Here is a 12,460-nt window from a genome sequence, read left to right as displayed (position 1 = left end):
ATGACCACCCTTCTCGCCACCTCCCGCGGCTCGCATGCATCTCTCTTCGCGGGCGCCGTCAGGATCGTGGACCACACGATCGCTATCTTCAGCCGCATCCCCCACAGCACGATCGCCTTGCTGGCGCGGTTTTCGGTGGCGATGACGTTCTGGATGTCCGGCCAGACCAAGATCGAAGGGCTGGTACTGGATCCGATCAACGCAACCGTCGAGTTCGGATGGCCACGGATTTCCGACAGCGCGCTGGAGCTGTTCCGCAGCGAGTACGCATTGCCCCTCATCCCGCCCGAGCTTGCCGCGCCGATGGCCGCGATCGCCGAACACGTGCTGCCGTTGCTGTTGCTGGTTGGCTTGGCGAGCAGGTTCTCGGCATTCGCGCTGCTGGTGATGACCCTGGTGATCCAGGTCTTCGTCTATCCCAGCGCGTTCGCGACGCACGGGCTGTGGGCGGCACTGATGCTCTACCTCATGGCCAAGGGCCCCGGCGTGGTGTCGCTCGACCACCTGGTCGCGCGGCGCGCGCGCGCCTAGGCTCGGATGTCGGCTTGGTTATCGCATCGGACCATCGCATCATGGTCAACATCCTTCCCTTCCCGAGACCGGAGCAGGCGATCCCCATGCCTCTGCGCAGCGCATCGGCTGCATCCGCGAGTTCTCCCGGACAGCCGCGGGACAGCGGTGAACTCTGGGGTGCATGGATGGTGAGTGCGCAGGATGGCGACCGCGATGCGTACCACGCGCTGCTGGTCGGGATCACGCCCTATCTGCGCGCCATTGCCCAGCGCTATCTCGGCCGCTGCGATGACGCCGAAGATGCCGTGCAGGAGATCCTGCTGGTCGTGCACGACATCCGCCACACCTACGAACGCGGGCGTCCGTTCAAGCCCTGGCTGAGCACGATCGCGGCACGCCGCTGCATCGACCTGCTGCGGCGTCGTTCGCGCCGCTCCGCGCACGAGTTCACCACGGACGACGACCTGGAACACTTCCAGGAAACCTCGCCAACGCCGGATGAAACCACCGCGCGCCTGCACGACGCCCAGAGCGTGCACGAGGCGGTCGCCGGCCTGTCGCCGAAGCAGCAGGAAGCGATCCGGCTCCTGCATCTGGGCGAGATGTCGTTGAGCGAGGCCTCGGCGCAGAGCCGGCAGAGCGTGGGTTCATTGAAAGTGGCTTGCCATCGGGCACTGAAGACGTTGAAGCAGGCCCTCGGCAGCAAGGGGCAAGACCATGACTGATACCAATACCCTCATCGAACAGCTGGCATCGCGGGCCAGACCGGTGCGGCCGCTCGCGTCGCCGATGCGGCGCACGGCGTTGTGGATCGCGATGGCGACCGCGATCGTCGCGCTGATCGCCGCAGCCATCGGCCTGCGTCCGGGCCTGGCCGCCGAGCTCGCCGCCGCGCCAGCGCTGATCGAATGGATCGCCAGCGTGCTGACCGGGATTCTCGCCGCCTATGCCGTGTTCCAGATCAGCGTGCCTGGCCGTTCGCCGGCATGGGCATGGCTGCCGGTGCCGACCTTGCTGTTGTGGCTCAGCGGGCTGGGCTGGGGCTGCCTGCGCGATCTCGCCCGCATCGGCAGCGACGCCTTCCTCTTCCAGTTCACCAGCTGGCATTGCGCCCTGGCGATCACCATGACCGGCGTGCCGCTGGGCCTGGTGCTGCTGCTGATGGTGCGCCATGCCGGGGTGGTGCGGCCGAGGGCGACCGCGATGCTGGCGGCGCTGAGCGCCGCTGCGCTGTCGGCCGCAGGCGTCACCCTCATTCACGGCCAAGAGAGCGCACTGATGGTGCTGGTCTGGCATCTGGGCGCAGTGGCGATCTTGTCGCTGCTGTGCCTGCTGTTCGGCCGTCCGCTGTTCTCGTGGATCGGGCATGCGCGGCGCTGAGCTTCTTTGTCCGCTGCCCGAGGAAGGCCGGGTGAGTCGTCACTCCAGCAAACGCTGGAGTCCACACCGACCTTGTTCTTGAAATCGCCACATCGGAACGGATTCCAGCGCTTGGTGGAATCACGAGAATCCGTCCACTTCCTCCGAAGGAAACGCATGTCACGCTCCAGAACCCGCCTGATCCTCGCCATCGTGCTGGTCGTTGCCGCCCTGGCACTGTGGCGTAGCGGGCTGCTGGGCGAACTCAGCCTCGAAGCGTTCAAGGCGCGGCAAGACGCGCTGCAGGCTTGGACGGCGGCGCATCCATGGCTCGCGGCCGGCGGATTCCTTGCGTCGTATGTCGTGGTCACCGGGCTGTCGCTGCCGGGCGCCGCGGTGCTCACGCTCGCCGGTGGCGCGTTGTTCGGCCTGCTCGAAGGCACGCTGCTGGCGTCGTTCGCCAGTTCGATCGGCGCGACGCTCGCTTTCCTCGCCTCGCGCTTCGTGTTCCGCGATGCGCTGCGCGAAAAGTACGGCGAACGCCTGCGCACCTTCGACGATGGCATCGCGCGCAACGGTGCCTACTACCTGTTCACCCTGCGCCTGGTGCCGGTGTTCCCGTTCTTCGTGATCAACCTGCTGGCGGGGCTGACCGCGCTGAAGACGCGCACCTTCTACTGGGTCAGCCAGGTCGGGATGCTGCCCGGCACGATCGCCTACGTGTATGCCGGCACCCAGCTCGCGCGCATCCGCGAGCCGGCCGACATCCTGTCGCCGGGACTGATCGGCGCGTTCGCGCTGCTGGGCTTTTTGCCGCTGATCATGCGCGGGTTCACGCGTTGGCTGGCGGCGCGGCGCGTGTACCGCGGGCACAAGCGCCCGCGCCGCTTCGACTACAACCTGATCGTCATCGGCGCCGGCTCGGCCGGGCTGGTGTCGGCCTACATCGCCGCGACGGCGCGCGCCAAAGTGGCGCTGATCGAGCGCGACCGCATGGGCGGCGACTGCCTCAACACCGGCTGCGTGCCGTCGAAGGCGCTGTTGCGCAGCGCGCGGCTGATGGCCGATGCGCGCAACGCCGAGCGCTACGGCATCGGCCGGGTCGACGCCCAGGTGGACTTCGCCCAGGTCATGGCGCGTGTGCACGGCGTCATCCGCAAGATCGAGCCGCACGACTCGGTGGAGCGCTACACGAAGCTCGGCGTCGAGGTCGTCACCGGTGAGGCCCGGATCGTGTCGCCGTGGGAAGTCGAAGTCGGCGGCAAGCGCCTGAGCGCACGAAACATGATCATCGCCACGGGCGCGCGGCCGCTGGTACCCAGCATCCCCGGTCTCGACAGCGTCGCGTACCTCACTTCGGAGAACCTGTGGGAGCTGCGGACGTTGCCCAAGCGCCTGCTCGTGCTCGGCGGCGGCCCGATCGGCTGCGAACTGAGCCAGGCGTTCGCGCGTCTCGGCAGCGAAGTGACCCATGTGGAAATGGCGCCGCGCCTGCTGCCGCGCGAGGACGCCGATGCGGCGGCCGAGGTCGAGTCGCGCTTCCGCGCCGAAGGCGTCCGGGTGATGACCGGCTGCAAGGCGCTGCGGGTCGAACGTGATGGCGACGGCGACCGCCTGGTCTGCGAGAAAGATGGCGATGAAGTCGCCCTGCCCTTCGATCGCCTGCTGCTGGCGCTGGGCCGCAAGGCGAACGTGGAAGGCTTCGGCCTGCAGGAACTGGGCGTGGAAATCAGGAAGAATGGCACGGTCGAAGCCGACCCGTTCCTGCAGACCAGCTTCCCCAACATCCTGGTGGCCGGGGATGTCACCGGCCCTTACCAGTTCACCCACGTCTGCGCGCACCAGGCGTGGTACGCCTCGATCAACGCGTTGCTGGCGCCGCTGTGGCGCTTCAAGGCCGATTACCGGGTGATCCCGTGGGCGACCTTCACCGATCCCGAAGTGGCACGCGTCGGCCTGTCGGAAGACGAGGCCAAGGCGCGGGGCATCGCGGTGGAAGTGACCAAATACGGATTGGACGACCTCGACCGCGCGATCGCCGATTCGGCGGACCACGGCTTCGTCAAGGTGCTCACGCCGCCGGGCAAGGACCGCATCCTCGGCGTGACCATCGTCGGCGAGCACGCCGGCGACCTGCTCGCTGAGTTCGTGCTGGCGATGAAGCACGGCCTCGGCCTCAACAAACTGCTCGGCACGATCCACATCTATCCCACGCTCAGCGAGGCCAACAAGTACGCCGCCGGCGCGTGGAAGCGTGCGAACGCGCCGCAGGGCCTGCTGCAGTACGCAGCGCGTTATTTCACCTGGCGACGGGGCTGATCGCATGTCGCTGATCCTGCTCGTACTGTTCACCTTGCTACTCGCCGCCGCGAACGGCGCGAACGACAACATCAAGGGCGCGGCCACCCTCGTCGGCTCAGGGCTCGTGGGTCATCGCGGCGCCATCGCATTCGCCACAGTCGCCACCGCGGTCGGCGGCGTGGCGTCGATCTACGTGGCCAATGGCCTGCTGGTGGCGTTCAGCGGCAGGGACATCGTGCCGCAGGAGATCACCGCTTCGCTCCCGTTCCTGCTTGCGGTCGCGGGCGGCGCGGCGATGACCGTGTGGCTGGCGACGTGGACCGGCATGCCCGTCTCCACCACCCACGCCCTGCTCGGCGGCCTGCTGGGCGCCGGTTTCGCCGTGGTGCCGCAACAGGTCGGTTTGGCAGTGGCCACGAAGGCGATGCTGCTGCCGCTGCTGGTTTCGCCGCTGCTGGCCTTGCTGCTGGCGCTGGTACTGGTGCCGGCGGTGCGACGCCTGCGTGCGCGACCGGCGCAAAGCGATCCCTGCGTGTGCTCCGATGTCGAGATGGTGGCCGACGGCCCGGCGCTGGCCGCCGCACGCACCACGATTGTCTACGCTACTGCGGGCGCTACGGCATGCGCGCCGGAGCCCGGCCGGAGGGTCGCCTCGCTTCCGGTTCGCCTGTGGCTGGACCGCGCGCACCTGGGCAGCGCGGCCGCGGTCAGCTTCGCGCGCGGATTGAACGACACGCCGAAGATCGCGGCGCTGATGGTCGCGGGCGGCGGCGGCCTGGGTGTCGGCACGGCTTCGCTCACGGTGGTGACGGCCATGGCGCTGGGCGGCCTGCTGGCATCGCGCCGGGTGTCGGAAACCCTCGCGCACAAGGTGACCAGGATGGATGCCGGCGAAGGTCTCGGCGGCAACCTGGTCACGACCGCCCTGGTCATCGGCGCATCGCGCTTCGGCCTGCCTGTGTCGACCACGCACGTGAGCACCGGCGCGCTGTTCGGCATTGCCGCAGGCAACGGCAGCGGCCACGCCAATGTGATCCGCCGGATCCTGCTGGCCTGGTGCATCACGTTGCCGCTCGCGAGCGCCCTCGCCTTCGGTCTCGGACTCCTTCTGCGTTGATTTCCTGGTGACTCCAATGAACCTGCACACCACCCACGACGATGTCCGCCACTACTACGGCGACGTGCTCCAGTCCACGCGCGACCTGCGCACAGGCGCCTGCTGCCCGGCCGAGGCCATGCCGCCGGCGCTGCGCACACTGCTCGAGGATGTGCACCCGGAAGTGAAAGATCGCTTCTACGGCTGCGGCTCGCCGTTGCCGCCGGCGCTGGAAGGCAGGACCGTGCTCGACCTGGGCTGCGGCACCGGGCGCGACGTCTACCTGCTGTCGCGCCTCGTAGGCGAGTCCGGTAGCGTCATCGGCGTCGACATGACGCCCGAACAATTGCAGGTCGCCACCCGCCACCAGGATTGGCACGCGCGGCGCTATGGCCATGCGCAGTCCAACGTGCGCTTCGTCGAGGGCTACATCGAACGGCTCGCGGCCTGCGGCATCGCCGATGCCAGCGTCGACGTGGTCGTGTCCAACTGCGTGCTCAACCTGTCGCCCGAGAAGGAACAGGTGTTCGCGGAGATCTTCCGTGTGCTCAAGCCCGGCGGTGAGCTGTATTTCTCCGACGTATTCGCCGACCGCCGCATCCCCGACGCGCTGCGCACCGACCCGGTCCTGCTGGGCGAATGCCTGGCCGGGGCGCTGTACATCGAGGACTTCCGCCGCATGCTCGAACGCCTGGGTTACGCCGACGCACGCGGCGTCAGCCAGTCGCCGATTCCGCTGCTCGATCCGCAGATCGAGGCCCGGATCGGCATGGTCGGATTCCGCTCGATGACGATGCGCGCGTTCCGCCTGCCGCTGGAGGATCGCTGCGAGGACTACGGCCAGATGGCCACCTATCGCGGCAGCATCGCCGGCCTGCCGCATGCGTTCGTGCTCGACGACCACCATCGCTTCGAGACCGGCAACCCGATGCGGGTCTGCGGCAACACCTTCGACATGCTCGCGCAGTCGCGCTTCGCGGCGCACTTCGACCTACTCGGCGACAAGCGCGTTCATTTCGGCCTGTTCGACTGCGGTACCGGCCCCACGACCGCGGCGGCATCCGCCGGCGCCTGCTGCTGAAGGCCATGAGCCCGAGTTTCGCCATCGTCATCCCTGCCGGCCCCGGCGATCGCGCCTGGGAAGCGTTGCTGCCGCAGCTAGCCGATGTGCGGGTGCGCGAGGTCGTGCTCGTGCTGGCGCAATTCGAAGACGATGCCGTGGACCAGCCTCCTGCGAACGTCACCGTGGTCCGGTCTATCGCGGGACGGGCGCGGCAACTCAACGCCGGCGCGTCCCGGACCGACGCGGACTGGCTGTGGTTCCTGCATGCCGACTCCCGGATCGTGGCTTCGACCCTCGATGCCCTGCATCGCTTCGTCGAAGCCGACGCGACCGCGATCGGCTACTTCGACCTGCGCTTCCTGCACGACGGCCCGCGCCTGATGTTCCTTAACACGTTGGGGGCGCATGTGCGCAGCCGCCTGCTGGGATTGCCGTTCGGCGACCAGGGCCTGCTGATGCCGCGCCGCGTGTACGACGCCATCGGCGGCTTCGACGAGAACCTCGGCGCGGGCGAGGATCACGCCGCGATCTGGGCGGCGCGTGCGCTCGACATTCCGCTGCGCGCGCTGCGCGCGCCGGTCTACACCAGTGCGCGCAAGTACGCGCAGCGCGGCTGGTGGGCCACGACGTGCGAGCACGTGCGCGCGACCGCGGAGCAGGCGCGGCGCTTCTCCCGCCAGGGGCAGCCGTCATGAGCTGCGCTGTCATGAGCTGCGGCGTCATCATCTTTGTCAAGACACCGTCGCTGTCGCCGGTGAAGACCCGGCTGTGGCCGGGGATCGGACGTCGCAATGCAGAGGCGCTGTACCTGTCGTCGGCACAAGCCGTGGCCTCGGTGGCGATGCAGGCGCGCGACCACGGCGGGATCGAGCCGTACTGGGCCGTGGCGGAAGACGTTGCGCTGCCTGCCGATGCATGGATTGACCTGCCGCAGCTGCCACAAGGCGATGGTTCTTTGGGCGAGCGCATGGCGCAGGTCTACCGGCAGGTGCGCCGACAGCATCACGCGGCGATCCTGATCGGCGCCGATGCGCCACAACTCACCGCGCAGGCACTGCAGCGGGCGGCGGACTGGCTGTCCGGCAGCGAATCCCGGATGGTGATCGGCCGCGCCGAAGATGGCGGCTTCTGGCTGTTCGGTGGCAACGCATCGCTGGAGGACGCCGCGTGGACCCGCGTGCGCTACAGCGCGCCGGACACCGCGGCGCAGTTCATGCACGTCATGCACGGATCCGGCGCCTGGCTCGAACTGGAAACGCTGCGCGACCTGGACACGGCGGACGACATCCCCCACGTGCGCGCCGGCCTGGCGGCACTCGCCGCACCGACGCAGGCGCAGCTGCGCCTGATGGGGCAATTCGAAGCGCTGGCCGACATCGCGGAGGCGGGCGCATGAACGCCTGGTGGCTCGCGCACGCCGGCCCCACCCGGCTGCTGGTCGTCGCCGCCCTGCTGCTGGTGCTGCTGCTGTGCCAGCGCGCGTGGCCCACGCGCGGCGAAGCGCCGGCGCGCGGGCGACGCTGGCGCAACCTCGGCCTGGCGGCGGTGTCGACGCTGCTCGTCACCCTGATCCTGCCGCTCACCGCGGTCGCGTTCGCCTGGCAGATGACGACCCGCGGCGTCGGCCTGCTGGCCATGGTCGATATGCCCGCAGTGCTGGAGTTCGCGGTCGCGATCGTGGTCCTCGACCTGGCGATCTACTGGCAGCACCGCTGGTTCCATGTGGTGCCGCAGCTGTGGCGGATCCATCGCGTCCACCACAGCGACCTGCAGTTCGAAGTGACGCTGGGCCTGCGCTTCCACCCGGCGGAAATCGTGCTGTCGATGTTGTACAAGTTCGCCGTCATCGCCGCGCTCGGCCCGTCACTCGCGGCGGTGGCGGTGTACGAGATGCTGCTCGCCGCGTTCGCGCTGCTGACCCACGCCGACGTCGCCATTCCGCATGCCTGGGATCGACAGCTCCGGCGCGTGCTGGTGACGCCGGACTGGCACCGCGTGCACCACTCGGTGCACCGGGACGAAACCGACAGCAACTACGGCAACTTCCTCTCGCTGTGGGACCAGCTGTTCCGCTCGCGCATCGAGCAACCGCGCGACGGCCACCGCGGCATGCAGATCGGCCTCCCCGGGTTCCGCGCCGCGCAGGAGCAGACGCTGATCGCGCTGCTGCGGCAACCGCTCGCCGACGACCCCCTCCTTCCCGCCAACCGGCAATAGACGTCCATGCACGACACCTGGCCCCTGCTGAAAGACAGCGACTTCCCCGAGATCGAGCGCGGCGCGATCACCACGCTGCAGCTCAACCTCGGCTATCGCTGCAACCTGAGTTGCATCCATTGCCACGTCAACGCGGGCCCGCGCCGGACCGAAGCGATGGACCAGGCCACGATGCAGCTGGCGCTCACCGTGGCCGAACGCCTGCAGGTGCGGAACCTCGACCTCACCGGCGGCTCGCCGGAAATGAACCCGCAGTTCCGCTGGTTGGTCGAGCAGGCGAAGTCCGCGCGCCTGCACGTGATGGACCGGCTCAACCCGACCATCATGGAAGAGCCCGGCTACGAGTGGGTCGGCGGCTTCCTCGCCCGCCATGAAGTCGAGATCGTCGCGTCGCTGCCCTGCTACAGCCAGGACAACGTCGACGAGCAACGCGGCGACGGCGTGTTCGAAAACTCGATCCGCGCGCTGCAGCAACTCAACGCGCTCGGTTACGGCCACGTTGGCAGCCCGTTGCGGCTCAACCTGGTCTACAACCCCAACGGCGCGTTCCTGCCGCCGAACCAGGAGGCGTTGGAGCAGACCTATCACCGCCTGCTGGGTGAGAACTTCGGCATCGTCTTCAACCGCCTGTACGCGCTGGCGAACATGCCGATCCAGCGCTTCGGTTCCTGGTTGCTGTCCAAGGGCCACTTCCAGAGCTACATGGCCACGCTGCGCAATGCGCATCGCGACGAGAACCTCACTTCGGTCATGTGCCGCTCGACCCTCAGCGTCGGCTACGACGGCCAGCTCTACGACTGCGACTTCAACCAGATGTTCAAGCTGCCGCTGGCCGGGCGCGACCGACCGACCCACCTGCGTGACCTGCTCGACCACGACGTGCCGCGCCGGATCGCCGTCGGCGGGCATTGCTACGGCTGCACCGCGGGGCAAGGGTCCAGCTGCGGAGGCGCACTCACATGAGCACGACCATGCCGATGTCGAACCCCGTCCGCCGCGTGCTGTTCCTGTGCACGCACAACTCGGCGCGCAGCATCCTGGCCGAAGCGCTGGCCACGCACCTGGGGCAAGGACGCCTGCAGGGCTACAGCGCCGGCAGCCAGCCCTCGGGCACGGTAAATCCGCACGCGCTGGCCACCCTGGACCGGCTCGGCTGCCGCATCGACGGTCTGCGTAGCAAGTCCTGGGAGGAGTTCACCGGACCCGATGCCGTGCCCATGGACCTGGTCATCACCGTCTGCGACAACGCGGCGCACGAGATCTGCCCGGTCTGGCCGGGAACGCCGGTGCCGACGCACTGGGGCTGCCCGGATCCCTCTTCCACCCGCGGCGGCGCGCAGGAAACCGCTCTCGCCTTCCGTCGCACCGCCGACCTGATCGCCGATCGCATCCAGCGCCTGCTCGTGCTGCCGCTGGATGCGATGGACGCCGCGTCGCTCGGCAACGCGCTGGCCGCGATCGCGCAGGACACCCGGGCGGCTGCGCTCGAACCCGTTACTTGACCAGGAGAAACCCGATGTCTTCACCAACCCGAAAGCTCGAAATCTCGCTGCTCGCGCTACGCGTGAGCGTGGCCGCGGTGATGCTGATCTGGGTCGTGGACAAGTTCGTGCGCCCGGAGCATTCCAGCAGCGTGTTTGCCGGCTTCTACGGCGTGCCCGGCATCGGCGAAGGCATCGTCGTCGGCCTCGGCGTCGCGCAGCTGCTACTGGTGCTGGCGTTCCTGGCTGGCATCGCCCGCACCTGGACCTACGGTGCGGTGCTGTTGCTGCACGCGGCAACCACCTTCGTGTCCTGGCGCCAGTACTTGGCGCCGTACGAGGGTCCGAACATCCTGTTCTTCGCCGCGTGGCCAATGCTGGCGGCATGCCTGGCCCTGTTCCTGTTGCGCGATCAGGACCGCCTGTGGGTGATCGGCAAGCGGTAATGGGCGTCACCGTCGAAGCCTGTGTGTCGTCGCCCGGTTGGGTGCGCGACCTTCATTCCCCAGGCTTCTGTAGGAGCGCCTCTCAGGCGCGACCGAGCCCTGACGTACGCAAAAGGCGTCGCGCCTGAGAGGCGCTCCTACAAATCCGCATCTCTTTGTCGTTGGAGTCTCCTCATGAACCGCCGCAATGCATTGCAAACCCTCACCACGATGATCGCACTGCCGTGGCTGTCCGCCTGCTCGCGCGCGTCCGACACCGGCGCGGCCGCAGCCCCGGCCGGCGCGAAGACTGCGTCGTCGAAGATCGTCCGCTTGAACAGGCCCGCCGCAGCCTGGCGGGACCAGGTCAGCCCGGCCGCCTACCGCGTGCTGTTCGAGGAGGACACCGAGCCGTCCTTCAGCAGCCCGCTGGACAAGGAAAAGCGCGACGGCACCTTCGTCTGCGCCGCCTGCCACTTGCCGCTGTTCGACAGCGCACACAAGTTCGACAGCGGCACCGGATGGCCCAGCTTCACCCAGCCGATCGCGGGCCATATCGGCACCAAGAAGGATTTCAAGCTGATCCTGCCGCGCACCGAATACCACTGCGCGCGCTGCGGCGGGCACCAGGGCCATGTCTTCGACGACGGTCCACCGCCGCGCGGCGAGCGCTGGTGCAACAACGGCGTGGCGCTCGCGTTCGTGCCGAAGGGTCAGCCGCTACCCGCCTTGAGGAGCTGACCATGAAAATCTTTCGACATCGCATATCCGGCGCGGTCGTCATGATCGCTGGCCTGCTGATGCTTGCCATGATGATCGGCGCCACCGCTCAGACCACTGCACGATCGCCCGCTGCGCAACCGGCTGCGAAGACCGCCGTCGCGATCTTCGCCGGCGGCTGCTTCTGGTGCATGGAACCGCCGTTCGACAAGCTGCCCGGGGTGAAGTCGACCACGTCGGGCTATGTCGGTGGCCACGTCGCCAATCCCACTTATGAGCAGGTATCGGCCGGCCGCACCGGCCATGCCGAGGCGGTGCTGGTGCGCTACGACCCGGCATTGGTCAGTTACTCGAAGCTGTTGGAGGTTTTCTGGCGCAATATCGATCCACTCGCGGTCGATCGCCAGTTCTGCGACGTCGGCGACCAGTACCGCAGCGCGATCTTCACTCTCGGCGCCGAACAGCAACGGCTGGCGGAAGCGAGCAAGCGCAAGCTGGAAGCTTCCGGCCGCTTCAAGCAGCCGATCGCGGCGCAGATCGTTCCAGCGTCGGAGTTCTATCCGGCCGAGGATTACCATCAGGACTACTATCGCCGCAATCCGGTCCGCTACAAGTTCTACCGCTACAACTGCGGCCGCGACCAACGCCTCGAACAGCTCTGGGGAGCGGCTGGTCACTAGGGAGTATTCGGCCGTCACCGCAGCGACTGCGAAGCGAACGGCGCGGCCGGTGAAGCTTGGTTCCATTTTTGACCTTGAAGCTGAGCCGTCCACGTCAAAACATGGATTCCGGCATTCGCCGGAATGACGTGCGCAACTACGACTGCACCACACCCGGCTCGTACTCTTTGTACGCAGCGCGAATCGAGCCCCCCAACAGGGCGAGTTCCAGCCGGACGGTGGCTGGCCTTAACGTTGCAGCCTTGCCGGTGCTCTTGGCTATTCGCTGGCTGAGGGTTGTCAGCCGCTCGTCGCGATAACGGGCAACTAGATCGACGTTGATGAAAGCGCACTATCAGCAACTGCGAGCCCGCGGAAAGCTAGCAAAAGTGGCGCTGGTCGCCTGCATGCGTAAGCTGCTGACGATTATCAACGCACGGCGACGAGACGAGTTGCAAGCGGAAGCGACTGGGGCCGCTTGAAGAGCGGATTACAAGACAGTTGCTGAGTTAAGCCGAGCCGCGAAGCGGCTGGGAGTTCCTACGCAAAAGTGGACACCGGTGGGTTAGATGCATTGGCGTTCGTATTCGGCCGGCGAGCGGTATCCCAGCGCCGAGTGTAGGCGC

The 12,460-nt window shown here is 67.6% G+C and carries 14 protein-coding genes and 1 pseudogene; all 15 read left to right on the top strand.

Translation table 11 applies throughout. From position 1 onward, the window contains the following. A complete protein-coding gene (locus AB6O04_RS08870; RefSeq protein WP_368563495.1) occupies nt 1–531 on the top strand; it encodes a DoxX family protein in 531 nt (176 codons plus the stop codon). Between the two features lie 86 nt (nt 532–617). Further along, nucleotides 618–1,238, top strand: coding sequence for an RNA polymerase sigma factor (locus tag AB6O04_RS08865; RefSeq protein ID WP_368563494.1), 621 nt, complete (start codon nt 618–620; stop codon nt 1,236–1,238). Beyond that, nucleotides 1,231–1,893 (top strand): NrsF family protein, encoded by a 663-nt coding sequence (locus tag AB6O04_RS08860; protein WP_368563493.1) that lies wholly within the window; start codon nt 1,231–1,233, stop codon nt 1,891–1,893. Before AB6O04_RS08865 ends, AB6O04_RS08860 begins: the two co-directional genes overlap by 8 nt. Nucleotides 1,894–2,049: 156 nt before the next feature. Further along, nucleotides 2,050–4,191: an FAD-dependent oxidoreductase gene (locus tag AB6O04_RS08855; protein WP_368563492.1), complete on the top strand. Its 2,142-nt coding sequence runs from the start codon at nt 2,050–2,052 to the stop codon at nt 4,189–4,191. A gap of 4 nt (nt 4,192–4,195) precedes the next feature. Then, nucleotides 4,196–5,290: an anion permease gene (locus AB6O04_RS08850; protein WP_368563491.1), complete on the top strand. Its 1,095-nt coding sequence runs from the start codon at nt 4,196–4,198 to the stop codon at nt 5,288–5,290. Nucleotides 5,291–5,306: 16 nt separating this feature from the next. Further along, nucleotides 5,307–6,350, top strand: a complete 1,044-nt coding sequence (locus tag AB6O04_RS08845) for a methyltransferase domain-containing protein (RefSeq protein WP_368563490.1) — start codon at nt 5,307–5,309, stop codon at nt 6,348–6,350. Between the two features lie 5 nt (nt 6,351–6,355). Further along, entirely contained in the window at nt 6,356–7,027 is a 672-nt protein-coding gene (locus AB6O04_RS08840; RefSeq protein ID WP_368563489.1) for a glycosyltransferase, read from the top strand. Further along, a complete protein-coding gene (locus tag AB6O04_RS08835) occupies nt 7,024–7,728 on the top strand; it encodes a DUF2064 domain-containing protein (protein WP_368563488.1) in 705 nt (234 codons plus the stop codon). Before AB6O04_RS08840 ends, AB6O04_RS08835 begins: the two co-directional genes overlap by 4 nt. Then, the gene (locus AB6O04_RS08830; protein WP_368563487.1) at nt 7,725–8,549 is read left to right on the top strand and encodes a sterol desaturase family protein; all 825 of its coding nucleotides are present in this window, start codon (nt 7,725–7,727) and stop codon (nt 8,547–8,549) included. Before AB6O04_RS08835 ends, AB6O04_RS08830 begins: the two co-directional genes overlap by 4 nt. 6 nt (nt 8,550–8,555) lie before the next feature. After that, nucleotides 8,556–9,512, top strand: coding sequence for an arsenosugar biosynthesis radical SAM (seleno)protein ArsS (arsS, locus tag AB6O04_RS08825; protein ID WP_368563486.1), 957 nt, complete (start codon nt 8,556–8,558; stop codon nt 9,510–9,512). Further along, the gene (locus AB6O04_RS08820; RefSeq protein WP_368563485.1) at nt 9,509–10,051 is read left to right on the top strand and encodes an arsenate reductase ArsC; all 543 of its coding nucleotides are present in this window, start codon (nt 9,509–9,511) and stop codon (nt 10,049–10,051) included. Before arsS ends, AB6O04_RS08820 begins: the two co-directional genes overlap by 4 nt. Nucleotides 10,052–10,065: 14 nt before the next feature. After that, the gene (locus AB6O04_RS08815) at nt 10,066–10,476 is read left to right on the top strand and encodes a hypothetical protein (RefSeq protein WP_368563484.1); all 411 of its coding nucleotides are present in this window, start codon (nt 10,066–10,068) and stop codon (nt 10,474–10,476) included. A gap of 174 nt (nt 10,477–10,650) precedes the next feature. Continuing rightward, a complete protein-coding gene (gene msrB, locus AB6O04_RS08810; protein ID WP_368563483.1) occupies nt 10,651–11,196 on the top strand; it encodes a peptide-methionine (R)-S-oxide reductase MsrB in 546 nt (181 codons plus the stop codon). Nucleotides 11,197–11,198: 2 nt separating this feature from the next. After that, entirely contained in the window at nt 11,199–11,855 is a 657-nt protein-coding gene (gene msrA, locus AB6O04_RS08805) for a peptide-methionine (S)-S-oxide reductase MsrA (RefSeq protein WP_368563482.1), read from the top strand. A gap of 320 nt (nt 11,856–12,175) precedes the next feature. Next, nucleotides 12,176–12,316 (top strand): annotated as a pseudogene (locus AB6O04_RS08800) (IS110 family transposase); the annotation flags it as partial. Nucleotides 12,317–12,460 lie beyond the last annotated feature (144 nt).

The organism is Pseudoxanthomonas sp. UTMC 1351 (assembly GCF_040948865.1).
Classification (GTDB): domain Bacteria; phylum Pseudomonadota; class Gammaproteobacteria; order Xanthomonadales; family Xanthomonadaceae; genus Pseudoxanthomonas_A.
Note: the sequence above shows the minus strand (reverse complement) of the source record. Positions and strands in the feature narration are given on the sequence as shown.